This is a genomic window from Arthrobacter sp. UYCu511 (assembly GCF_040547105.1).
GTDB lineage: Bacteria > Actinomycetota > Actinomycetes > Actinomycetales > Micrococcaceae > Specibacter > Specibacter psychrochitiniphilus.
In genome coordinates, this window is record NZ_JBEPPB010000010.1 from 19,979 (window position 1) to 44,169 (window position 24,191).

The window sequence follows — 24,191 nt, forward strand, 5'->3', positions numbered from 1 at the left end:
TGTCAGTGCCTCGTGATGGACTGAAAGCATGAGTACGCAAGCACAAGCTTTCTCCCCGGCGCTGACCTTGGTGCCGCCGGCCCACAATGACCGCAGCGCCCCGGCGCTGAGCCCGGATCAGGCGCTTGTGGTTGAGCTGAAGCAGGGCTCTGGCCCCGTGCTCGTTTGGGGTGCGCCCGGAACGGGGAAGTCCACCGTCCTCATTGAATCAGCTGTGCAACGGATGGAGCACTACGGTGTTGATCCCGGCGCTGCCCTCCTGCTGGCCCCGTCCCGGTTGGCTGCCGCTAAGCTTCGCGACGGCTTTAGCGCCCGGCTCACCAAAAGCTTGAGCACCTCCCCGGCCAGGACCTGGTCCTCCTATGCCTTTGACCTGCTGCGCCGTGCCAAGGTTGCCGGCCGCATGCCCCACCTGGACGGTCCGCCACGGCTCATGAGCGGTCCCGAGCAGGACCTCATCATCAGGGACCTGCTCACCGGCCACAAACTAGGCTTGGGCACGGCTCCAAAGTGGCCCGTGGAATTGGCTGATGCGCAAGAAACCCGGGGGTTTCGTCAGGAGATCAGGCAACTCTTTGACCGTGTCATTGAGTACGGACTGATCCCGGAGGAACTTGCTCAACTCGGGACGGCGAACAACCGCCCGGACTGGGTTGCTGCGGCGTCGCTCTACCGCGAATACCGGGACGTGGTGGATTGGGGCAAGTCAGGTTCCTTTGACCCCGCCGGGATTATCACGGCGGCCACTACACTGCTGCAAGTTGATCCGGAATTCTTGGCCCAGGAACGCAACCGGCTGCAGCTGATTGTGGTTGATGACATTCAGGAAGCCAACAATTCCGTCCATGAACTGTTGGCACTGGTGGGCCGAGGCAAGGACATCCTCGTGGCAGCTTCGCCGGACACCGTGGTCCAGGGATTTCGTGGGGCGCGCCCGGACCTGGTTGCCACCTTGGCGGACCGCTTGGCCACAGCCGAGCATCCCCTGCAGCATTTTTCGCTGACCACCTCGCACCGCATGAGCAAGCCGCTGGCCGCGGCGTGGTCGGGGGTGGCGGAGCGCATCTTCCAGATTCGCGGCGGCCGCAAGGCCCGCGAGTTCGCTTGGCCTGAAGCAGCCCAACCCGAATCAGCCCAACCCGAATCAACCCGGCAGGACGGTGGGGACCGTACGGAAGCCGTGGATACGGCGTGGCCCGTGGCGGATGATTCCTTTGTCAGTGCGCATGTGGTGGCGTCCGAGGTGCATGAACTGCGCCTGGTAGCCGAGCGTATTCTGGCGCTACAACACCTGGCCGGACACAGTTTAAGTGAGATTGCTGTCATTGTGCGGACCGGGTCAGCGCTGGCGGCGTTGCAGCGGTACTTGAGTGCGCAGGGCATTGCGGTGAAAGTTCCGGTGGCGGAAAATCCTGTCCGCGACGAGGCTGCGGTGCGTCCCTTGTTGGAAGCTTTTGGTATTGCGCTGTCCCCGGAAACGCTCGACGCCGAGGCTTGCGTTGCGTTATTGACCTCGCGTTTGGGGCGCTCAACGGCACTACACCTGCGCCGTCTGCGCCAGGCGTTGCGGCAGCAGGAACTGCACAGCGGCGGCGGGCGGGCAAGCGATGAGCTGTTGGTGGAGGCGCTGCTGACCCCGGAGAAGCTGTCCCCGTTGGGCTGGGAGGCAGCCAATGCGCGGCGTATTGCGGCCATGCTGGCGGCCGGCAGGGAGGCTGTGGCAGAGCCCGGAGCCAACGCAGAAACTGTACTGTGGGCGTTGTGGGATGCCTGCGATAGTTCCGGAACATGGGAGACGCAGGCGCTGCGCGGCGGGCCCACGGGCATCCGTGCCGATAGGGACCTGGACGCCGTCATGGCGTTGTTCCAGACGGCGGAACGTTATGTTGATCAATTGCCCGGTTCCAGCCCGGAGCAGTTCCTGGATTATTTGATGAGCCAGGAATTGCCCATGGATACCCTCGCCGCCCGTGCCCAGCGTAGCGATGCCGTGGAAATCCTGACTCCGGCCAGCGCGGCCGGACGCGAATGGCCCATTGTTATTGTGGCCGGTCTACAGGAGGGGGTCTGGCCCAATACCAGGCTGCGTGGCGAGCTATTGGGTAGCCAGTTGCTCGTTGACGTGCTGGAAAATGGGGCCGAGGCGGCGCGGCAGATCGATCCTGCCGCCCGGTTGCGGGACATCCGCTACGACGAACTGCGCAGCTTCGCGGCCGCCATTTCACGGGCCAGCCGGAAGCTCATTCTCACGGCTGCCGCAGGCCACGACCTCCAGCCCTCCCAATTCATCGACCTGGCAGCACCCTATATACCCGTGACTGATTCCGGCGGTGAGTCCCAGTACCCGGTGCGGCCGGTTGAGCAGGTGCCCCGGCCCATGACGCTGCGATCGCTCGTGGCGGAGTTGCGCCAAGAATCGGAAATACATGCCGATCCTGAGGCCGCCAGAATGCTCGCCGTGCTCGCCGAACACAACGTGCCCGGCGCGGACCCGGCGCAATGGTGGGGGTTGCTGCCGTTGAGCACGCAGGCGCCAATCGTGGCGCCGGGGGATCCAGTTGTGGTCTCGCCATCCAAGGTTGAGGAAGTTCTCAAATCCCCGCTTAACTGGTTCCTCCGGGCTGCTGGGGGAGAGGCCACCACTGACTTTGCCCGCAGCCTGGGTACGCTCATCCACAGCATCGCCGAGGAAATTCCCCATGGGGCCGGCCACGAATACCTCGCCGAGCTGGACAAGCGCTGGCCATCACTGGGCCTGCCGGATTCGTGGGAAAGCGATCTGGACTACCAGCGCGCCCAAGAGATGCTGGGCAAACTGGCGCAATACGTCATCGAGGCCCGCCAACAGGGCAGGACCCTCCTGGGTGTTGAACAGAATTTCACCGTGGAGGTGGGGGAGGTACCCGCAGAGGTACACGGCGACGGCGCGGCGGAGCCTGCACTCTCACACACCGTGCGCTTGCGTGGGCAGGTGGACAGGCTCGAAGCCGATGCCAACGGAAACCTGGTCATCGTGGATATCAAGACCGGACGCAGCAAACCCACCAAGGATCAAGTGTTAGTTCACCCGCAGCTTGGCGCTTACCAGGTGGCAGTAACAGCAGGTGGTTTCGCCGAACAAGCTGCTGCTGCGGGATTGACCGGCGCAGTTTCCGGAGGTGCCGCGCTGTTGCCGCTGGGGGATGGCACCAAAACCGTCAAGACCCAGGACCAGCCGGCAATGGTTGCCGGTAGTGAGAATGATCCAACCCTCAAGGTCATGGAGGCCGCCCTGCTCATGGCCCAGGCAGCCTTCCCTGCCCGTCACGGTGCAGACTGGTCGGCCCGCAGTGGCTGCCCCCTGCCCACCATCTGCCCGCTGTGCCCGGAAGGGAAACAAATCACCGAATGAGCACTCCAAACACGCTTGAAGAAACCACAGAGCAGGCCCGGCCCGTGTTGAGCCCCTACGAGCTGGCGGACCTCCTGGGTCAATTCCCGCCCACCGCCGAGCAGGCCTCCATCATCTCCTCACCGCTGGAGCCGCTACTGGTCATTGCCGGGGCAGGGTCCGGGAAAACCACCACCATGGCGGACCGTGTGGTGTGGTTGGTTGCCAACGGGCTGGTTCTCCCCGAGGAAATCCTTGGTGTCACGTTCACCCGTAAGGCCGCTGGCGAGCTTGCCTCACGCATTCGCGGGCAGCTGGCCAAGCTCGGCACCTTGGCGCGCTCCGGTGAAGTGGAGTTGGCTCCCGCTGCGGCCGCCAGGGACGCGCTTGAGCCCAAGGTCTCCACCTACCATTCCTACGCCAGCGGAATTGTGACCGACTACGGGCTGCGCTTAGGGATCGAACGGGACGCTGTGGTGATGGGTGCTGCGGACGCCTGGCAGCTGGCCAGTGAGGTAGTGGAGGGTCATGACGGAGCCCACGAACACTTCACGGCCGCCAAGTCCACGCTCATCCAATCCGTCATGGATCTGGCAGGGGAATGCGCCGAACACTTGCAGGACGCAGACCAGGTGGTGGACACCATTTCAGGCTTTCTGAGGAGTTTTGAGGCGCTGCCTTACATTGCCGAGACGGCCAAGCCGCGCACTGCCGTGGTCAATAAGCAGCTCGATGTGCTGCGCACCCGGGCCTCAGTGGCCGCGCTGGTGCAAAAATATGCGGAGGCCAAACGCCGCCGCAATGTCCTTGACTACGGCGACCTTGTGGCCCTTGCAGCACGTATAGCCCGGGATGTCCCGCACGCCGCCACCATGGAGCGCCAACGCTACAAGGTGGTGTTGCTGGATGAATTTCAGGACACTTCCCACGCCCAGCTACAGCTCTTCGCCGATCTCTACGGCGCCGGCCATCCCGTCACGGCCGTAGGTGATCCACACCAGTCCATCTATGGTTTCCGGGGTGCCTCCGCCGGGCAGTTGTTCCGTTTCCCAGAGATTTTTGTCAAGGCCAGCGGTGAGTACGCACCAACTGCCGAACTCACCATTGCGTGGCGTAACTCCGCCCATATTCTCTCCGCTGCGAACGTGATGTCAGCGCAGCTGACACAGGCCCAGACCCGCAAAGCCAACGCGAAACTGGCCGCAGGCTTGACGGAGCAAGAACGGGCGGCGGCCGGCCCGCGCGTGGTGGTGTCGCCGCTGCGTGAAAAGCCGAACGCCCCGGACGGTGAGGTGCGCTTGGCCCGCTACGAGACCGAGTTGGATGAAGCGCAGGCCATTGCGGATCAGATTCTGGACCGCAAGGGAGACTTCACCCACCGCGGTGGCAGTCAAGGTGCCATGACAGTGGCTGTGCTGTGCCGCCGTCGTGCACAATTTGCTCGCTTTCAGTCAGTGTTTGAGGCACGGGGCATCCCCTACGAAATTGTGGGGCTGAGCGGGCTGCTGGGGACACCGGAAATTGTGGATCTGGTGTCAACACTGAGGGTCATTGCCGATCCGGGCCGCTCGGATGCGCTGATGCGGCTGCTGACCGGGGCTCGATGGCGGATTGGGCCTGCAGACCTGATGGCTTTTTCCGATTGGGCGCGGTACCTGGCCCGGCGTCGAGAATGGGCGGCAAAGCACAGGGTGGACTTTGACGGCGCAGTATTGGCGGATGAGGCGCCGGCCGGTGTGGCCGCCGGCGGGCAGGTGGCGGCAGAGCCGGACGCTGTGCTGGTGACGGCTGACCTCGTGGACGCATCATCGCTGATTGAGGCACTGGATTATCTGAGCCCGGATTATTGGCCCGCCGCGGCGCGGCCGCTCAGTGACATTGCGCGAGGACGGCTGTTGGCGCTGCGGGATGAACTGCGCATGCTGCGCGGCTTTGTGGGGGAGGACCTGGTGAATTTGCTGGGGGTCGTGGAGAAGACCATGCTTCTGGACATTGAATTGGCGGCCAAGCCCGGCTCCAGCATTCACCATGCCCGGCGCCACCTGGACGCCTTTGCCGACGCTGCCGCCACCTTCATGGCGGCCGCGCAACGCGTGGACTTGGACGCCTTCCTTGCTTGGCTGGAAACGGCCGAATCGGAAGAGGGTGGGCTGGAAATGACTCCGGTTGAAAGTAACCCGGACGCCGTGGCGCTGTTGACGGTGCACGCCTCAAAGGGGCTGGAATGGGATGTGGTGTTTGTGCCTGGCATGAATGCCGGGGCTTTTCCCAGTAAGCGGGCCGACCGCTGGAGCACAGGGGCGAAATCATTGCCGTGGCCGTTGCGCGGGGACAGGGACGATCTGCCCGCATGGGATTTGAATGTGCCGGATCTAAAAACGTTGATGGAGAACGAGTTGCTCTTTGCCTCCGACGTTCAACTCCATGGGGAAGAGGAGGAACGCCGCCTAGCCTATGTGGCTTTTACCCGGTCACGGGACTTTCTCATGTGCTCAACCACTGTCTGGGGCAGTGGGAAGAAACCGCTTGAGCCCTCACCCTTCCTGACCGAACTGCTGCCATTGACGGAAGGCGCAAGCAAGAGCGCGGCCCTGGGGCAGTGGAGTGAAGACCCGCAAGAGGATGCAGAAAACCCTGTTAGTGCCGGAGCTGAAAGTGCGCAGTGGCCTTATGATCCGCTAAATGGTCCCGAGATTGTAGGGCGGGTGGGAGTAGCCCACAGGGTTGGCCGGCGGGAGAATGTTCAACGCTCTGCGGCAGCGTTCACAGCTGCCGCCACTACCCGGGCGGCTACACTCAGCGCGGCGGAGGCGGCTCTGGCCGGAGTGCAGGCTGGGAGCGAGGAGTTTTTGGCAGCCAATCCGCGCTGGGGTGCCGAGTCCAGTGTCCTGTTGGCGCAGGAACAGCTGGAGTCTGACCAGCTCCGGGTGGAACTGCCACCGCACATTTCTGCCTCGAGGCTCGTAGCCCTAGGTGAGGACCCGGAAAAGGTCACCCGAGCCATGCGCCGGCCAGTGCCCACCAAGCCCGGCATGGCTGCCCGCAAGGGCACCGCATTCCACAGCTGGATTGAGGAATTCTTCGCCACCACCGGCCAATTCGACTTTGACGAGGAGCCCGGAGCTGACGCCTACGTGGATGAGGCCTACGGACTGGCTGACATGCAAGAGACGTTCAAGAACTCGGCTTGGGCTGCCCGCATACCTGCCGACCTTGAGGTGCCCATTGAAACCCGTGTAGCCGATGTTGTGGTGCGTGGCCGTATTGACGCCGTGTTCCGGGACGACGACGGCGGTTGGGACCTGATCGACTGGAAGACCGGCCGAGTTCCTTCCAAGGCACAGCTGGCGGTGCGGGGCGTGCAGCTGGCCGTCTACCGGCTGGCGTGGGCAAGGCTGAAGGAAGTCCCCTTGGAGAAAGTACGTGCGGCGTTTTATTACGTTGGACAGGACAAACTTATCCGGCCAGTCGACCTTGCCGGTCAGGAGGAACTCGAGGCAATCGTCACCAATGCCTACACCGGCTGAACTGCCCCGGTCCAGGTGCCTTGGCTAGTCGGTGCCTTCGGTCTCGTGAGTTACTTTTGAATCTTTGGCTTCTTGGGGGATCTTGACGGCTATGACCTTCAACGCGGTTGTGTCAACGTCTTCCGGGGAGACAACAGCATCAGCGGCGGGGGAATCATCGGCATCCACTGGGGTCTGGGTGCTCTTAGCCTTGGCCGCCGGGGTGGCTGCAGGCTCAGGGACGGCGACAGCTTCCTGCTCCGGATCTGCAGCCGGCTCCACTACTGCCTCCACTACTGGCCTGGCCGGTTCTGCTGGCCGGGCAGGCTGGGTGCGCTTCGGTGCGGGCTGGGCTGGCTGGGCAAGCTGGGTGGGCTGCGGTGCGGGCTGGGCTGGCTGGCTCGCTGCGGGTTCCACACTGATGGGCTGGCCGCCGTGCTCGGCAATATCGGCTTCGAGGGTGCGCAGCATGGATTCGGCATCCTCCACCATGCGGGCACTGTCAGCAGCGTAGCCCTTGACCAGCCACTGTGCCAGGGCAAATTCGGCGCTCAGGGCAGCCCGGCGGAGCAGGTGCGGATCCGGTGTTTCCTGGCGTGCACCGGCGTAGGCCTGCAATACCGTGTCAACAAAGTCCGGATCATCTACAGCAACCAGCCACGCAAAGTCATCAGCGGGGTCGCCCACTCGCAACTCGGTCCAGCCGTTGACAGCCGTGACCTGATCGCCGTCGAGCAAAATATTGTCCTCGTGCAGGTCGCCGTGGACCACACAGGCATTGAAGCGCCAGAGCGCAACATCCTCCATGGCATGTTCCCAACGGCGCAGGAGAGCTGGCGGGATCTTGCCAGTCGTGGCCGACTGATCCAATTCGTTGAGCTTGCGATGACGGAATTCATTGGCCGTATAGCTGGGAAGATCGTAATTGGTGACGAGTTCCTGCGGGAGATCGTGGATGGCGGCAATGGCGGCACCAATTTCCATGGCAAGGGTGGCGCTGCCAGCAGCGAGCTGATCCACCGTGTAAGCCTTCCCCGCAATGTGGGAATACACGAAGGTGATGAGTTCGCCCTGCCGCACTGTCCCCGCAACGGTGGGAAGTAAGAACGGCAATTCCGCCCGAATGGCAGGGGTGAAGGCCCGCAATACTTGGCGTTCTGTTTCCAGGCGGGCGCTCGCTTCGGCGTGCCGAGGCGAACGGACCCGCCAGCGGCGGTTTTCCGAATCCACTAACAACGCGGAGCAGAAATCGACTGCATGGTCAGGTTCGGGCCCAAAAGCGGTGACATTAAGTCCGGGCACGGCGGCGCTGGCAATAGCGGCCAGTTCGATTGCAGTCATTCTTCTCACTCCTCTACCGTAGAACGCCCAGGCGCCAACCCAGCATCCTTGGTGCGGCGAGTCGTGAGAAGTCCTGCACGGATCCCACTGCACGGATCACACAACAGTGCCGTGTTGTCCACAATCACGCCCCGCGGAATGTAAAAAAATGCAGCGCATGCGTACGGTAGAAACATGACTAAACCGAACACCTCTCCCGATGTTGTGCTGGACCGGCAATGCGAGCAACGCAACGAACAGGGGTTTTTGGAGACGGTCATGTCGACGGGCACCTACAGGGCGGTAATTTTCCATAATCGCAAGGCCCTGATTTCTGAGCCCGAGCACAGTCCCGACCACAACTCTCCGGACTACTCTGTGACGTATCTGAGTCCCACACAGCTGCCCCGCGATCTGCCAGCAGGTACGCAAACGGTTTACTTGGGCAAGGTGCTTCCCGGACAGGGCCATCCTTTGGCAGCTGGCACCCCGCTGATCCTCTTCGCTCTCCCGCACGACGCCGGGGAGCTGGGATGGGTGCCAGACGGCAGCTCATTCATGGGGTACCGGGACGTTGGTCAACAATTGCGGGCTGCTGATGCGCAAATTGTGATTCAGGCCCAGGCTGTTGCCAACTGGCACGCCACCCATACTTTCTGCCCCAGGTGTGGGAACCCCATGGAGCCGATGAAAGCGGGCTGGATGAGGCGCTGCGTTCAGGATGGTTCTGAACATTTTCCCCGCACAGACCCCGCAGCGATTGTCGCCATAGTGGGTGCCGACGAACGAATCCTGCTGGCCAACAATTTCCAATGGGATGAGAAGAGATACTCCACCGTGGCAGGTTTTGTGGAGGCAGGCGAGAGTGCTGAGGCAGGCGCGGTGCGCGAAATTGCCGAAGAGGTAGGTGTCCGCCTCCACGCCCTGCACTACGTGGCATCCCAGGCGTGGCCCTTCCCGCGGTCCCTCATGCTGGGTTACATCGGCTACACGAATGACACGGTAGCCACCCCCGACTTAACAGAAGTCAGGGCAGCCAAGTGGTTCAGCCGCGCCGAGCTCCAAGGTGCAGTGTTGAGTGGGGAAGCGGTAATTTCCTCCAGAGCGTCCATTGCACGGGAGCTCATTGAACATTGGTATGGCGGGAAAATTTTGGAACCAGGTGAACAAGCGTGAGTTTTGACCCCAGCAAGCTGGGTCTGCCCGTCATGGACGCACAGACGGCAGAAGAACGGATACTCTCCGGCCTGGACGAGGAACAACGCACCGTGGCCACCACCTTGAGCGGACCCCTGTGCGTGTTGGCCGGTGCTGGCACGGGTAAAACCCGCGCCATCACGCACCGAATTGCTTATGGGGTCCACACCGGGGTGTACAACCCCAACCGTCTCCTGGCCGTGACCTTCACGGCCAGGGCCGCGGCGGAAATGCGGACCCGGCTGCGCGATCTAGGGGTAGGAACGGTCCAAGCCCGCACCTTCCATGCCGCCGCATTGCGGCAGTTGCAATATTTCTGGCCCCACGCCGTCGGAGGTCAATTACCTGGCCTGCTTGAACACAAGGCCCAGATCATTGCGGAAGCGGCTCGCCGGCTGCGTCTGCCCACCGACAGGGCGGCGATCAGGGACCTGGCCGCCGAAATCGAGTGGGCCAAGGTTTCCATGCTCACTCCGGAAACATACCTGACTCAGGCGGAGGATCGCGGGGAGCCCGGAGGCCTGGACAAGGTCACCGTGGGCCGGCTTTTTCAAGGCTATGAAGATGTCAAAGCGGACAGAAACCTCATTGACTTTGAGGATGTTCTGCTCATCACGGTGGGGATCTTGCAGGAGGATCCGCGCGTGGCCGCAACAGTGCGGGATCAATACAGGCACTTTGTTGTGGACGAATACCAGGATGTTTCCCCGCTGCAGCAACGCATGCTTGACCTGTGGCTGGGCGGCCGCGATGAACTGTGCGTAGTGGGCGATGCCAGCCAAACCATTTACTCCTTCACAGGGGCCACACCACGGCACCTCTTGGAATTTCCCAAGCGCTTCCCCGAATCCAGTGTGGTGAAGCTGGTCCGTGACTACCGCTCCACCCCACAGGTGGTCGGCTTGGCCAACAACCTGCTGGCCAACCGGCGCAGCGGGGGCATGGTTGCGGATGCGCTCTGGTCCAAGCCCTTGGAACTAGTGGCACAGCGCCCGGGGGGCCCCGCGCCGGAGTTCATGGAGTGCAGCGACGATGAGGCCGAGGCGGCAGCAGTCTCCGCAAGGATCAAGGTGCTCGTGGAGAACGGCACCCACGCTAGTGAAATTGCCATCCTGTTCAGGACCAACGGCCAGTCTGAAGCCTACGAACAAGCTCTCACATCAGCGGGGATCGGCTATCAGCTCCGAGGCGGGGAACGCTTCTTCGCCCGGAAGGAAGTTCGGGACGCCGTGCTTCAACTTCGTGCATCTTCCCGTGCTGCCGAGGATGAATCCCTGGGCCAGCTCGTCCGGGACGTGCTGGGCAACCTTGGCTACCAGGCACAAGCTCCCACCACCAGCGGCGCCGTCCGGGAACGCTGGGAATCGCTGAGCGCCATTGTGGCACTGGCTGATGAACTTGTGCTCTCCCGGAGCACACCGGAGCACACATTTTCCATCCTGGATTTTGTGGCTGAACTGCAGGAAAGGGCCTCGGCGCAGCACGCACCCACGGTCCAAGGCGTCACACTGGCCTCCTTGCACTCCGCCAAAGGTCTGGAGTGGGATGCTGTTTTCCTCGTGGGACTTAGCGAAGGTCTGATGCCCATCTCCTTCGCTGACACTCCCGAGACCGTGGATGAGGAACGCCGGCTCTTGTACGTGGGGATCACCCGTGCACGGGAGTATCTGAACTTTTCCTGGTCAACGGCCCGCACGCCCGGCGGACGGGCCAACCGCAAGCCCTCTCGCTTCTTGGACGGGTTGCGGCCCAACTCGGTGGGCGGTGCGCCCACCGGCCCGCGGATGGCCACCACCCGCAAATCCCGCAAGGTTACAGGCCCGTCGGTGTGCAGGATCTGTGGGAAGATCCTGAACACCGGGGCCGAGCGCAAGGTTGGGCGCTGCCCTGACTGCCCGCCCGGTTACGACGAAGCAGTGTTTGAACAGCTACGTGAGTGGCGCCTCAAGGAATCGGCGGCGGCTTCGGTACCAGCCTTTGTGGTGTTCACCGACGCCACCTTGATGGCCATTGCCGAGGCTGCACCTCAAGACCTAGATGAATTGGCGGCGCTGCCCGGAGTGGGGCCGGCAAAGTTGGAGCGCTACGGCGAAGCCGTCTTGGACATTGTGGCGACCGGCTGATTCTGCCACTGACACCCGCATTCCGGATGGGGGCCGAATGCCTGCTCCGTCCAGCGGCCAACGTCAGGGTGAAAAGTCATAACTGAAGACCATGAGCTGGGCTGGTTAACGCCATCAAGGAAGATCAGCGCCTGCGTGGCTGCCGTGCCGGCTAGTGCGAGCGAGACCGCGCTGCCCTCCGTGTTCGGGGGATTTGCGGTGACGCCCGGTGGTCTCTGATTGCCCGAAGACAACTCATGGCAGGTCAGCAGCCACTGCGGATCGGCCACGGCGCGGTGCCGTTCCACACAGTCGGTACAGGCAGTTTTCCCGGGAACCACTAGGGGGCCTACTGTGCCGTTTTGTTCGCGGTGCAACACCAGAAGGTGGGCGCGTTCCGTGCCCATGAAACGGGCCATGGTGCCCGCGCTTGCACAGTCATGACCTACCACAACGGCAAGATCAAGGTACTGCAGGCTGGGACCTCCCGCCCCGCCGTCGTGCACCATATGGAGATGCAGGCCAGGGTCCAAGGCAATGAGGTGTCGCCGCAGTGCTAAGGACCGCGGGATCCCGATGTCCGCCACGGTGAACGCACTGGGGCAGACATCGGCGGCAGTGACGGCAGAGTCATCCTCGAGCATGAGCGTGCCCACGCCCGCGTTGGCCAGGACGCCCGCCAACGCGGCCCCGGTGCGCCCCAGCCCCACCAGGTGAACCACGTTCCGGGCACGCGCATCCAAACGGGCCCTGGCGGAGTCACGGTATAGTCCCAGGAGCGCCGTCCTGTCCGGATGGAGCCGTTCTTCTCGGTAGCCCCGGATGGAAAGCTCCGTATCGGAGCACAAAACGGGGGCGAGTAAAGCACATATTTCCTGGGCTCGAGCGGCTGGTATGCCCAGAGATACCGCGCTCTGCACTACTTGGTCATCGGCAATTCCTCGACGCAATTCCTTGATGAATGCCAGATCCGTGCCCTGCAGGCCCTCCAAGATCAGCCCGCCAGGTCCCAACCCGATCTGGACGCTGTGGGTTCCCCGGCTGACCATGCGAAGAGCTGGATTGACAGCCGTCATGATGACCTCCAATGAATCCCTACCGGCAGGTGCCGTAGTTAAAATCATTGCACTTCCGGGGTGCGGCCACCGAGAGTTATCCACAGGACGGTGACCATGGCATCTTATCCACGGACAGCTGTTTCCGGGTACCCGGAAGCGGCGGCTTGGCGGTACGGTCGAAGAATGGCAGCAACACCAAGTACCCCAGCATCAAGTACGCCGGCATCAAGTACGCCAGCGCCGCGGGCCTCCCGACGCCGTGGGCCCATCGGAACGGGAACCAAAGGACCGCTGGGAGACTTCGTCTCCCAGCACCGAACCAGCAGCGGGGACCCCATTGTGGTCAGGCGGACGGCGCGGCGCAAAACCGGGCTGGCCGCGTTTTGGGAGAACGGACAGGCAGTGATCGCCGTTCCGGCGCGGCTGAGTCTAGAAGATGAACAATATTGGGTGCCGTATATGGTGGCCAAGCTAGAACGCAGTCATGCCCAACGCCCTGTACCAGCCAGCGACCACGCCTTGTTACAGCGCAGCTTTGACCTCTCGGAAACCTATTTAGGCTCCCGCGCTAGGCCTGAATCAGTGCGCTGGGTCAAGAATCAAAACGGCCGGTGGGGATCCGCCACCCCGGCGCGCAGGACCATCAGGATTTCCCATCATGTGCAGGGCATGCCCGAGTGGGTGCTGGACTATGTCCTGCTGCATGAATTGGCCCACTTGATCCACCCGAACCACAGCCGGGCATTCTGGGCGGAGCTGGCAAGCTACCCGAAGCTGGAAACCGCCAAGGCGTTCCTGCAAGGTGCCTCATTTGCCGCCTCACGGAACATCGCCGGCATGGCGCAAGGGATGGATGAGGAGCCAGGGGATGAAAATGATGATGCTACCGGGGAGGGGGCTACAGAGATACACAACTGAATAAATCCCTCTAGCCCGCCCCGGTAGCATCCCGGACGGCGTGGTTAGTCTTTGCCGCCGGTGCCGCCGGTGCCCTCGGTGCCGTCGGCACCCGGGCCGGGTTCGCCGTCGTTGGTTTTTGCTTCGCCATCAGTGGTGGAGTCGGTTTGGAAATCCTCAAAACCGCCGTCCAGCAGCTTGGCAAGTGCCGCATCAACATCCAACTCGGAGGCGTCCTCGGCGCTGCGACGTGCGCTGAAACCTGCCGCGTCATCCAGATCAGCTGAGGTAGGCAAAAGATCCGGGTGCGCCCAGATGGCGTCGCGTCCGGCAATGCCGCGCAGATCTTTCAGGGAAGCCCATAAGGCAGCGGCCTCGCGGAGCCTGCGCGGACGCAGTTCCAAACCAACCAGAGAACCAAAAGCGTGCTCAGCAGGGCCACCGGTGGCACGGCGGCGCCGAATAGTTTCACGGAGGGCAGCTGCTGCGGGCAGATTTGCGGCAGCCGCAAAAGTGACTTCGTCAACCCAGCCCTCAACGAGCGCCAACGCAGTTTCAAGCTTGGCTAGGGCAGCATCCTGCTCAGGGGTCCGGGCCGGCATAAAGACGCCCTCGGACAAGGCCGCCTGCATGGCTTCCGGATTGGAGGGGTCCAGGTTTTGTGCCAAATCCTCAATGCGGGACATGTCGATGTGGATGCCTCGCGCGTAGGACTCGATAGCGCCCAGTAAGTGCCCGCGCAGCCACGGAACTTGAACGAAGAGGCGGGCGTGGGCGGCTTCCCGCAGGGCCAAGAAGAGGCGGATCTCCTGCTCGGGAATTTCCAGTCCCTCACCAAACTCCTTAATGTTGGAGGGTAGGAGGGCCATCTGGAGATCGGCCAACGGGATACCAATATCTGTTGAGCCAAGTACTTCCTTGGACAACGCCCCCACGGCCTGACCCAGTTGCAGACCGAACAGCGCACCGCCCATGTTCTGCATCATGGAGGCGGCACCGCCCATCATGGACTTCATCTCTTCAGGGAGGTGATCGTTCATGGCGGTGGAGATGGCGAAAGCAATGCTGTTTGCCACCGGTTCGGTCAGGCGCTTCCACGTTCCGAGGGTTTCCTCCACCCACTCGGCGCGGGACCAAGCCCGGCCAATGATGGCAGTTGCGGCCAAGTCAGTAAAGGGGTCGAGCCACATTTCTGCCAGACGCAAGGCCTCGTCAACTTCGCGTTGCTGGTGGGGCGTCACGGAGGGGTCATCACCTGCGGCGGCCTTCCGGGCAGCATCGTGGGCCAAATCCCAGTTGACGGGGGTGTCTGAGGAACTGTTCATCATGGCTTGTACCTGGGAGAACATTTGTGCAAGCGCATTGGGATCCGAGGGCAGGCCGGCGGCTTTAGCTAGTTCGGCGGGGTCAAAGCCTTCCATGCCCTGTCCGCCCATAAGGTTGGCGAGCATTTCCTGAAGCGGATCCTTCGGGGTTTCGTCGTCGTTGTTGGATGGTGTGGATGACATGATGGCCCGATCGTTGGCGTGGACTCTGAATAACTTCACGTTACCGCCGCCATGGTGCGTTGTCGCCCTGTGCCTACTCACTGTTCGCTCTAGGCAAAGGGTATCTGGGCCTGGGGCTCCGCCACTACTCATTCATGGCCGACTCCCAGCCTCGGCACAAGCACAGCACATCCAGACACAGTAGGCTAGGTGGTTGGTACCCCGTTTTGACTGGCGGTGCCTGCGAGGCCCCAGAGACTTTGGAAAGGTCACAGCTTTGAGCCAGGAGACACCCGAGAAAGCGGCAGCTCCGTCGCGTACGTCCCGCGACAAAAGAATTTCCTTGATGGCAGTTTCAGGTGTGCTGGCGCTTGTGCTGGGTGTGGCCGCGGTGACTATCCCGGTGCCTTATGTTGTTGAATCTCCGGGCCCCGCCATCAACACCATTGGTGAATTGAACGGCAAGCCCATCATCACCATCTCAGGTCACGAGAGTTTTCCGCCCACCTCGGGCACGCTCGATCTGACAACAGTGCATTTGACCGGTGGACTCCCGGATAGCCAGGTTAATTTCTTTGACGTGCTTTCCTCCTGGCTCACACCCTCGCACACCGTGTACCCAGCGGAGCTCATCTACGCTCCCGGTTCCAGCCAAGATGTCATTAACAGTGAGAACTCGGCGGCCATGACCGGTTCACAGGAGAACGCAACAGCCGCAGCCATGACGGCTTTGGGTATTGATTTTCAGACAAATCTCAGCATTGCCGCCATTCCTGCCGAGAGTGCCGCGTCAGGAATTTTGAAGCCCGACGACGTCCTTCTCACCATAGATGGCAAGAAGGTCACAGACCTTGATGTCATTCAGACTGTGCTTGCCGAGGGCAAGGGGGCTCCTGTGGAACTTCAGGTGCGCAGAAATAATGTGGAGCAGAAACTGAGCGTCACCCCCAAACAAGGTAGCGACGGCAAATACCTGCTGGGCGTCCAGATCCAAAACGTCTTCGTCTTTCCGTTCGACGTCACGATCACTTTGAGCAACATTGGCGGCCCCAGTGCGGGAATGATCTTTGCCTTGGGCATCATGGACAGCCTCACTCCCGGGGATCTCACGGGCGGGAAGCGTTTTGCCGGAACAGGAACCATCGATCCTGAAGGCAACGTTGGCGGCATCGGCGGCATTGCCCAAAAGATGATTGGCGCCCGCAGTACCGGTGCTGACTATTTCTTGGCCCCTGGTGCAAATTGCGAAGACGTGGTGGGGCATATTCCTGATGGTCTGCAGGTGATCAAGGTGGATACGCTCAAAGATGCGTACAACGCCGTCACCCTGATCGGCTCCGGCAAGGACGGATCGGGACTGCCCACATGCAAGTAACGATTGAATTTCGGTGCGTAACGATTGCGCATCATACGGAACTGGGCCCACAGCTTGTTCGTGGCACCCTTTGAAAGCACATGCAGTTTTTCTTATCCACCAGTTGAGTTAGAGGTAGAGAGTGACATCCCGCCCATACCCGCCGCCGAGCAAGTCCGTCCGGCCCAAACGTCGCAGCGCATTGATGCCCACCATCATTGTTGTCGCGGTGCTGGTCGTGGCACTGCTCTTTTTCTCCGGGGTATACACCGATCTGCTGTGGTTCAACCAGATAGGTTATTCCGAGGTTTTCTGGACCGAACGCATTGCCAAGATACTGATTTTCTTAGCAGCGTTCCTGATCATGGCCCTGGGGGTGTACTTCTCCATTCGAGCCGCCTACAAGGCGCGGCCCGTTTACGCCCCGGACAGTGAGCACGAGGACAACCTCAACCGCTACCAACTCCAATTGGAACCGATCCGCCGTGTGGTGATGGTTGGTGTGCCCGTGGTCTTTGGCTTGTTTGCCGGCACCGCAGCCATGTCCCAGTGGGAAAAGGTCATGCTGTTCCTGTACCGCGTGCCGTTTGGCACCACGGATCCCGAATTCGGTTTGGACCTCAGCTTCTACACCAACACGCTGCCGTTCCTGGGCTTCCTGGTGGGAATGCTCATAAGTGTCACAGTAATTGCCTTCATTGCCGGCATACTGACCCACTACCTATACGGGGCAATCCGCCTGACAGAGCGTGGCATCTTCGCCTCCCGACAGGCGCAGATCCACATCGCCATTTTGGCTGGGATTTTCCTGCTCCTGCTGGCTGGCAACTTCTGGCTGGGCCGTTACGCCACACTGCAGGACAATGGTGGTTACCGTGCCGGTGCCATGTTTACCGACGTCCATGCGGTCATCCCCACCAAAGCCATTCTTGCTGCCGCCGCCCTCATCGTTGCGGTGCTCTTCATTGTTGCCGCCTTCATGGGCAAGTGGAAACTTCCTCTGATTGGTACCGGCATGCTGGTTGTCACAGCCATCGTGGCCGGCGGCTTGTACCCATGGGCCATTCAGCAGTGGCAGGTGAAACCTTCCGAAGGAAGCGTGGAGTTGCCCTACATTGAACGCAACATCAACATGACCCGTGATGCCTATGGGCTGACTGGTATGGAGGTGACTCCCTATAACGCAACCATCACGGCGGAGGCCGGGGCACTACGCCAGGACGCAGACACCGCGGCCAACATCCGCCTGCTTGACCCGAACCTGATCTCCTCAACGTTTGCGCAGCTGGAACAGTACCGCCCGTATTACAAGTTCCCCAAGACGCTCAACGTTGACAGGTACACCATTGACGGCAAGGTCCAGGACGCCGTAATTGCTGTGCGCGAGCTGAACCCTGCCGGTATCAGCCCGGAACAGCAAAGCTGGTACAACCAGCACCTGGTCTACACTCACGGTTATGGTGTGGTTGCCGCCTACGGCAACACCGTTACTGCCGACGGCAAACCCGAGTTTATGCAGGCCGGCGTCCCCTCCGAAGGTGTGCTGGGCACTGATACTAGCTACCAGCCGCGCATTTACTTCGGACAGTCAACCACCGACTATTCGGTTGTTGGCGCCCCCAGTGGAACCGCCCCCATTGAGCTTGACCGTCCCCAAGGCAATGCCGCAGCAGCCACGGACAATGCCTCGGATGAGACACTGACAACGTTCACGGGCAATGCCGGACCTACCGTGGGTAACTGGTTCAACCGGGCCATGTATGCGTTGAAGTTCCAGTCAACTGATTTGCTACTCACCAACGGTGTCAATGAGAAATCTCAAATCCTCTACGATCGCACCCCTGCAGAACGTGTTGCCAAGGTTGCCCCGTATCTGACGCTGGATGGCAACCCCTACCCGGCTATTGTTGATGGCAAGGTCAAGTGGATTGTGGATGGCTACACCACAAGTTCCTACTACCCTTATTCCCAGCAGCAGCAGTTGCAGGAAGCCACCACTGACTCGTTGACAGTTGCCGGCGGCATTGCGCCCTTGCCAAACGCATCCATCAACTACATCCGCAACTCCGTCAAGGCCACTGTGGATGCCTACGATGGTTCCGTTGAGCTGTTCGCGTGGGATGCGGAAGATCCGATCCTGAAGGCGTGGGAGAAGGTTTTCCCCACCACGGTGAAGCCGTTTACGGAAATGTCGGCAGACGTCATGTCCCATGTGCGCTACCCCGAAGACCTGTTCAAGGTTCAGCGTGAGCTGATGGGCCGTTACCACGTCACTGATCCGACCAACTTCTTCAAGAACACTCTGGCCTGGAGCGTCCCGGACGATCCCACTACCAAGGCCACTGACAAGCAGCCCCCTTACTACCTGTCATTGAAGATGCCTGGCCAGGACAAGACTGCGTTCTCCCTGACTACCGATTTCATACCGCAGGAAGTCAAGAACACCGACTCCCGCAACATTCTGTACGGCTTCATGGCCGCAAATGGTGATGCCGGCAACGTCAAGGGTGTCAAGAGCCCCGATTACGGCAAGTTGCAACTACTGCAGCTGCCGGATGCCACCCAGGTGCCTGGCCCCGGACAGGTGCAAAACACCTTCCAGTCAGACCCCACAGTGTCCGAACAGCTGAACGTGTTGAAACTGGGACAGTCTGACGTCATCAACGGCAACCTGCTCACACTGCCCATGGGTGGTGGCATGCTGTACGTGCAGCCGGTTTATGTCCAGTCAACGGGCTCCACTTCATATCCCACATTGCAGCGTGTGCTGGTGGCCTTCGGCGACAAGATCGGTTACGCCGCCACGTTGAACGAGGCACTGGACAAGCTCTTTGGCGGTGACTCCGGTGCTGTTGCCGGTGATGCCGGTGTGAACAAGGGTGAGGGTACCGGAGGTACTTCTACGGATAAGCCTGGAGTTCCCTCGGGTGGTGAGAATACGGCGCTGGCCAAGGCGCTCAGTGATGCCAATGCGGCCTTGCAAGCCGGGCAGGCCGCTCTCGCGAAGGGCGATTTTGCCGCTTATGGAACCGCGCAGAAGGCCCTGGAAACCGCTATTGCCGCAGCGATTGCTGCTGAAGGCGCGGCGGTAGTGCCGTCCACTCCGGAGGCCACGCCAAGCGCCAAACCCTAGCGCCGTCGTCGTCCTTGAAGAGTAAAAGGCCCGGTCACCTCATGGTGGCCGGGCCTTTTTCTGCCCAATTTCCCCAGGGAGACGAAGGTCACGTGCTCTCAGTTTTACCTGCGGGCGAATGGACGGTAAAGTAATAATCACATCGCGGGGTGGAGCAGTTCGGTAGCTCGCCGGGCTCATAACCCGGAGGTCACAGGTTCAAATCCTGTCCCCGCAACTCCACAAGAAAACCCCTGGTCCTCGGACCGGGGGTTTTCTGTTTTTCACCAGTGTGCTGGAACGCAGGCAGTCTCAGAACGGCACCAGGAACTCCGTTGCCGTATTGCTGATGAGATGTACAAGACCGCGGTGACTAGGAAAATACCCCGTAGCAAAAGGTACGGGCTGCCGTCTCCGGTGAACGTGAGCATCCCATCCGCGATCATCTTGGCTGTGCCGGTCTGGGTGATGAACGCTGAGAGTGGAATCATGCGAACCACCAGAATCAGGGCTTGTCACACCATGGAACGGTGGGCGTGGCCAATCGTGAGAACCCGTGCCAGGACCATGGCCGCCAGCAGCGCTGCAACGGCGGCCTCTGACGCATTCAGCAAGCAACGCGCGCACAGCGCACATGTAGCGGCGACCCACTCTATAAAGCACGGCGAACACTGCTCACCCGTGCCGATCTACTGACTGAGAGGAAAAAAGCACGCTTAGGAGGCTGATTGGCCGCTGAGGTGTTGGCCTACTTCGACCTACCCGGAACGTCCAATGGCTCAACTGAAACGATTAATGAAGGACTGGAACACCTCCGAGGATTCGCCCTCGGCTTCCGCAACCTCACCAACAACGTCGCCAGATCGCTGCTGGAATCACGCGGATTCAGACCGAAAATACACTCTCAATTCCGACGTGCTTGTGTACCTCATCGCCCGAGGCAACAACATGACCAAGCGCAGTCAGCAGGCTGCAGCCTCGGCGCAGCAGCAAGGCGAGGAATACTTGCGCCGCGTGGCCGGAATCCAGAGTCCGGCAGACTAGTAGATTGCGGCAGCTAAGTCGCTACTGGATGCAGGCACCATCACGGAGCCCGAATACGCTCAGCTCAAGATAAAGGCCCTGGCTTAAGCATTCTCGGTTCCACGCAAGGATAAGATCGCACGAAGGCGGCTGCGGACTCTCAACGTACCCACAGCCTCCTTTTCCATGACATAAGGACTTAAGGAAGCGGCGGAACGCAATGTTCAATAATCACGATGCACTGGCCTGGCTGCTGCTGGCAGGACATGTGCTCTTGGGCGCCGTGGCCGTGGCATACATTTCTGCCCGGCGACGGCCAGCCACTGCCATTGCCTGGATGCTCACTATTATCTTCATCCCCTACGTGGGTATCGTGGCATTTTTGCTGGTGGGTTTCACCCGGCTGCCCAAGGCCCGCAGAGACAAGCAACGTCACGTGAACGAGTTGATTCTGGCCCGCACCGAGGGGCTTGACCAGCACAGCCACAGGGAAGACTGGCCCAAGGGCCTTTCCACGCTGGTCACCCTTAACAACAACTTGGGCGCGTTGCCCATGGTGGGCGGCAACAGCGTCGAATTGCTCCCGGACTACCATGGCTCCATTGCCGCCATGGCCCGGGAGATTGATGCGGCACAGCGCTTTGTGCACGTGGAATTTTATATATTGGTCCACGATGCAGCCACCAAGCCCTTCTTTGATGCGTTGGAGCGAGCTTGCCAGCGGGGCGTGACAGTGCGGGTGCTCAGCGACCACCTGGCCTCCTTGATGAACCCTGGCAGGAAGGAAACCTTGTCGCGGCTGGCTGTGATGGGTGCCGAATACCACGCTATGCTGCCCTTGCGTCCGTGGAAAGGGAATTGGCAGCGGGTGGATCTTCGCAACCACCGCAAACTGGTGGTGGTCGACGGGCAGGTGGGCTTTGCTGGATCGCAAAACATGGTTCATGAGAGTTACAACAAGAAAAAAAACATCTCCCGCGGGCTTCGTTGGCACGAATTGATGATGCGGGTCCACGGCCCTGTGGTGCGCGAGCTCGACGCCGTTTTCGTCACCGACTGGTTTAGTGAAACCAATGTCCTGCTGGAACTGGATACCTCACCGGTTGTGCTGGACCAGGCGTCGCACCTGGTGGATGCCCAGGTGGTGCCCAGCGGTCCCAGCTTTGAAAACGACAACAGCCTGAAACTCTTCGTCTCCATGATTCACCAGGCCACCGAGCGGGTCAGCATTACCAGCCCCTACTTCGTACCGGAAGAATCAGTGCTGTTGGCGATCATCAGTGCGGCCGGGCGCGGCCTGTCTGTGGAACTATTCGTTTCCGAGATTGGCGACCAGGCGATGGTTTACCATGCCCAACGCTCCTATTACGAGGCGTTGCTGCGCGCCGGCGTAAAAATCTACCTGTATAAATCCCCGGAAGTGCTGCATTCCAAGCACTTCAGCATCGACTCGGATGTCGCAGTGATCGGCTCGTCAAACATGGACATCCGCTCGTTCTCACTGAACATGGAGATATCGGTATTGATCCACAGTGCCACCTTCGTGACACAGATGCGCGAAGTGGAGGACAGGTACAGGGCCAACAGCAGCGAGCTTGAACTCCATGATTGGATCAAGCGGCCCCGGTGGGAGAAGTTCTGGGACAGCGCGGCCCGGCTGACCTCCAACCTGCAATAGCCTGCCCCCTCCGACGCTATCGCACCAATGGCACGTTTTTTCACAACGCTCTCTCACTAGTGGCAGGTTCAGCCGTGGCCCGGTTTTGCGGTCTTGGGGCCCTTGGTGGCTTGCGGGTGCGCATCAACCAAAACTGCCCGTACAAACAGTGTGAGCGGAACGGCCATGAGAGCACCGCCCAGTCCCAAGAGTGCGGACCAGAAGATGGCTGACAGGAAGGTCAAGGTCATGTTCAAATTGACCGAGCCGGAGACGAACTTGGGCTGGATGACCGACTGGATCAGCGAATTAGTCACACCGTAGAAGGCCACCACGGCGATGAACGTGGGGAGGCCGCCGGCTAAAAGGGCCATGATGGCACCCAGCGCACCCAGCGCAAGCAGCAGGATCAAGTGTAAGACGGCAACAATGGCGCCGAAAATGGTGGTTATGATCATGAATGAGCGGGACAATTTCGCGAGGTTACTCAGGGCCACCACGACCGGGGCACGCTTTTCCTTGACCACAGCAAGGATAGTGGGGAAGTAGTTGGCGTCGATGCCCATGAATATCACCAGCAGCAGCAGGAAAAGTCCGCCCGAGCCAATGCTCATCACACCGCCAAGCAGGTTGGATGCAGTGTTCAGGAGTACGCGAAGGTCAATTGAATCGGCAATTGCACGCACTTGCTTGTCCGCGATGCCAAAGGTGTTGTGCAGGAAGACTCTCAGATCTGCATGGAATTCGGCGACCTGTGGGGTGATTTGCGGCAGAACCCAGCTCAGTTGAACGCCAGAGATCCACAATGAGGCTACAAAATGCCCCGAGCATGGCTTAGACGGACAGGATGTCTGCCATACCAGCTTTAACAGTGGGACACCACGAGCCATGAGATGCTGCTTCACGGGGTAGGCACAAATCGTTAGCACTAATGCCTGAAAGACTGGGCCCAGTCTTGAGGAAATGCGGCCAGTCCCGAGCAGTACAATGACGGCTGCAGCCAAACTGAAAAGGACCTTGGTTCCGGAGGAGCCATGGTTGGGGTCTGGCTCGGTTCCGATCGCTGTACTGTTGCTAGATTCGCGCACACAATGCCATCACACAGCAGTCTGGATCACCCTCCCTCAGCTCACACCGGCACTGGCGCCCACGAAAGGCCTGCCATGACGCTTGGAACCCTCGCTCAGCCAGTGTTTCCACGAGACAGACTCGACCATTGGGCACAGCGCACACCCGACCTTACCGCCGCAGTATTGGGCGAAACCAGCTAAACCTGGGCGCAATGGCGCACCCGAATTCTGCAGCTGACCGACGCGTTGGCGAAAGCCGAAGCCGAAACGCCGCTGCCGCGCATGGTTGCCATCGGTGGCGAGCACTGTGACTACGAGCAGTTCCTGGCAACCGGTGTTGTCGGTGCAACAGTTGCAACCGGATCAAACGGTTCCACAGCGGGGGCTGACTATTCCGGCGTCGGGCCCCAGGATACGGTCCTGCTCATGTATAACTCCGGGACCACCGGCAAACCTAAGGGCATGGAACTGACGCACGCAAGCGTCAACGAGCACAGTGTGGTTGCCAAAGCAGGGTTTGGGATGAAGCCCGGGGAGATGACCATGGTGGGGATGCCCATGTTTCATGTGGGCGGCTCCTGCTACTTCCAGGTCGGCATGTATGCCGGTGCCGAAATTGTCCACCTGCGTGAAACCTCGGCCGCCACTATGATCGGCGCCATGCTCCAGAACGAAGACCATAGGAACCCGCCCCGGTCCGAGGTTCTGCAATCTGCGGGCAAGGCCCCTTCCTGGGGTGGACATTCGGATTGCCGATCCGTTCGGCCATGAGCTCCTGTGCTCCGGCGGCGAGAACATTTACTGCCCCGAAGTTGAGAACGTGCTCATGGCCCATCCCGAAATGGCTGAGCGGATTGTCATAGGCATCCCTGTTCCGCGCTGGGTTCAAACAGTCAACGCTGTTGTAGTGCGTGCCCCCGGCAGTATGGTGAGCGAAGCGGACATCATCGCCTTCTGACGCGAACGTCTAGCCCACAACCAGTGCCCCACCTCGGTGGATTTTGCGGACGAACTGCCCCGCAATGCGACGGGGAAAAT

At 60.7% G+C, this 24,191-nt stretch carries 14 protein-coding genes, 1 tRNA gene and 1 pseudogene; 12 read left to right on the plus strand and 4 right to left on the minus strand.

Going from position 1 to position 24,191, the window contains the following annotated elements:
• Positions 1–28 precede the first annotated feature (28 nt).
• Together ABIB48_RS13470 and ABIB48_RS13475 are read left to right on the plus strand one after the other, a co-directional pair.
• On the plus strand, positions 29–3,391 hold the full coding sequence (locus ABIB48_RS13470) for an ATP-dependent helicase (RefSeq protein WP_354213310.1): 3,363 nt from the start codon (positions 29–31) through the stop codon (positions 3,389–3,391).
• Positions 3,388–6,897 (plus strand): ATP-dependent helicase, encoded by a 3,510-nt coding sequence (locus ABIB48_RS13475; protein ID WP_354213311.1) that lies wholly within the window; start codon positions 3,388–3,390, stop codon positions 6,895–6,897. Before ABIB48_RS13470 ends, ABIB48_RS13475 begins: the two co-directional genes overlap by 4 nt.
• A 24-nt stretch (positions 6,898–6,921) precedes the next feature.
• Here the strand turns inward: ABIB48_RS13475 and ABIB48_RS13480 are convergent, their stop codons facing one another.
• Positions 6,922–8,217: a phosphotransferase gene (locus ABIB48_RS13480; RefSeq protein ID WP_354213312.1), complete on the minus strand. Its 1,296-nt coding sequence runs from the start codon at positions 8,215–8,217 to the stop codon at positions 6,922–6,924.
• A 174-nt stretch (positions 8,218–8,391) separates the two neighbouring features.
• On the opposite strand from ABIB48_RS13480, the gene nudC reads away from it, so the two are divergent.
• Together nudC and ABIB48_RS13490 are read left to right on the plus strand one after the other, a co-directional pair.
• Positions 8,392–9,372: an NAD(+) diphosphatase gene (nudC, locus tag ABIB48_RS13485; protein WP_315912941.1), complete on the plus strand. Its 981-nt coding sequence runs from the start codon at positions 8,392–8,394 to the stop codon at positions 9,370–9,372.
• Between the two features lie 32 nt (positions 9,373–9,404).
• Positions 9,405–11,516, plus strand: a complete 2,112-nt coding sequence (locus ABIB48_RS13490) for an ATP-dependent DNA helicase UvrD2 (RefSeq protein ID WP_354213388.1) — start codon at positions 9,405–9,407, stop codon at positions 11,514–11,516.
• Here ABIB48_RS13490 and ABIB48_RS13495 read toward each other — a convergent pair.
• Positions 11,477–12,619: a ThiF family adenylyltransferase gene (locus ABIB48_RS13495; protein ID WP_354213313.1), complete on the minus strand. Its 1,143-nt coding sequence runs from the start codon at positions 12,617–12,619 to the stop codon at positions 11,477–11,479. The two genes, ABIB48_RS13490 and ABIB48_RS13495, sit on opposite strands and share 40 nt — an antisense overlap.
• A 117-nt stretch (positions 12,620–12,736) precedes the next feature.
• Between ABIB48_RS13495 and ABIB48_RS13500 the strand changes: the two genes are divergently transcribed.
• On the plus strand, positions 12,737–13,471 hold the full coding sequence (locus ABIB48_RS13500; RefSeq protein WP_354213314.1) for a M48 metallopeptidase family protein: 735 nt from the start codon (positions 12,737–12,739) through the stop codon (positions 13,469–13,471).
• A 44-nt stretch (positions 13,472–13,515) separates the two neighbouring features.
• Here the strand turns inward: ABIB48_RS13500 and ABIB48_RS13505 are convergent, their stop codons facing one another.
• Complete coding sequence (locus ABIB48_RS13505) at positions 13,516–14,958, minus strand: zinc-dependent metalloprotease (RefSeq protein ID WP_354213315.1); 1,443 nt, start codon at positions 14,956–14,958, stop codon at positions 13,516–13,518.
• Between the two features lie 325 nt (positions 14,959–15,283).
• Here ABIB48_RS13505 and ABIB48_RS13510 point away from each other — a divergent pair, with 325 nt between their 5' ends.
• The 5 genes and pseudogenes from ABIB48_RS13510 to cls all read left to right on the plus strand — a co-directional run bounded on the left by ABIB48_RS13510 (position 15,284) and on the right by cls (position 22,104).
• A complete protein-coding gene (locus ABIB48_RS13510) occupies positions 15,284–16,312 on the plus strand; it encodes a YlbL family protein (protein WP_354213316.1) in 1,029 nt (342 codons plus the stop codon).
• Positions 16,313–16,496: 184 nt separating this feature from the next.
• Entirely contained in the window at positions 16,497–19,424 is a 2,928-nt protein-coding gene (locus ABIB48_RS13515) for a UPF0182 family membrane protein (protein ID WP_110107041.1), read from the plus strand.
• Between the two features lie 143 nt (positions 19,425–19,567).
• A tRNA-Met gene (locus ABIB48_RS13520) sits at positions 19,568–19,641 on the plus strand.
• Positions 19,642–20,005: 364 nt separating this feature from the next.
• Positions 20,006–20,305, plus strand: a pseudogene (locus ABIB48_RS13525) (transposase); the annotation flags it as partial.
• Between the two features lie 341 nt (positions 20,306–20,646).
• Complete coding sequence (cls, locus tag ABIB48_RS13530; protein WP_354213317.1) at positions 20,647–22,104, plus strand: cardiolipin synthase; 1,458 nt, start codon at positions 20,647–20,649, stop codon at positions 22,102–22,104.
• A 68-nt stretch (positions 22,105–22,172) separates the two neighbouring features.
• Here the strand turns inward: cls and ABIB48_RS13535 are convergent, their stop codons facing one another.
• Positions 22,173–22,889 carry an AI-2E family transporter gene (locus tag ABIB48_RS13535; protein WP_354213318.1) on the minus strand — a complete coding sequence of 239 codons (717 nt, stop codon included), beginning with the start codon at positions 22,887–22,889 and terminating at the stop codon, positions 22,173–22,175.
• A gap of 510 nt (positions 22,890–23,399) precedes the next feature.
• Here ABIB48_RS13535 and ABIB48_RS13540 point away from each other — a divergent pair.
• Positions 23,400–23,924, plus strand: coding sequence for an AMP-binding protein (locus tag ABIB48_RS13540; RefSeq protein ID WP_354213319.1), 525 nt, complete (start codon positions 23,400–23,402; stop codon positions 23,922–23,924).
• Complete coding sequence (locus tag ABIB48_RS13545; RefSeq protein ID WP_354213320.1) at positions 23,890–24,111, plus strand: AMP-binding enzyme; 222 nt, start codon at positions 23,890–23,892, stop codon at positions 24,109–24,111. The genes ABIB48_RS13540 and ABIB48_RS13545 overlap by 35 nt, the downstream gene beginning before the upstream one ends.
• Positions 24,112–24,191: the final 80 nt, after the last annotated feature.

Excerpts from the sequence above, each read along its gene's own strand:
- ABIB48_RS13470 (WP_354213310.1), top strand. The coding sequence starts at position 29 with ATGAGTACGCAAGCACAAGCTTTCTCCCCGGCGCTGACCTTGGTGCCG.
- ABIB48_RS13475 (WP_354213311.1), top strand. The coding sequence starts at position 3,388 with ATGAGCACTCCAAACACGCTTGAAGAAACCACAGAGCAGGCCCGGCCC.
- ABIB48_RS13480 (WP_354213312.1), bottom strand. The coding sequence starts at position 8,217 with ATGACTGCAATCGAACTGGCCGCTATTGCCAGCGCCGCCGTGCCCGGA.
- nudC (WP_315912941.1), top strand. The coding sequence starts at position 8,392 with ATGACTAAACCGAACACCTCTCCCGATGTTGTGCTGGACCGGCAATGC.
- ABIB48_RS13490 (WP_354213388.1), top strand. The coding sequence starts at position 9,405 with ATGGACGCACAGACGGCAGAAGAACGGATACTCTCCGGCCTGGACGAG.
- ABIB48_RS13495 (WP_354213313.1), bottom strand. The coding sequence starts at position 12,619 with ATGATTTTAACTACGGCACCTGCCGGTAGGGATTCATTGGAGGTCATC.
- ABIB48_RS13500 (WP_354213314.1), top strand. The coding sequence starts at position 12,737 with ATGGCAGCAACACCAAGTACCCCAGCATCAAGTACGCCGGCATCAAGT.
- ABIB48_RS13505 (WP_354213315.1), bottom strand. The coding sequence starts at position 14,958 with ATGTCATCCACACCATCCAACAACGACGACGAAACCCCGAAGGATCCG.
- ABIB48_RS13510 (WP_354213316.1), top strand. The coding sequence starts at position 15,284 with ATGGCAGTTTCAGGTGTGCTGGCGCTTGTGCTGGGTGTGGCCGCGGTG.
- ABIB48_RS13515 (WP_110107041.1), top strand. The coding sequence starts at position 16,497 with ATGCCCACCATCATTGTTGTCGCGGTGCTGGTCGTGGCACTGCTCTTT.
- cls (WP_354213317.1), top strand. The coding sequence starts at position 20,647 with ATGTTCAATAATCACGATGCACTGGCCTGGCTGCTGCTGGCAGGACAT.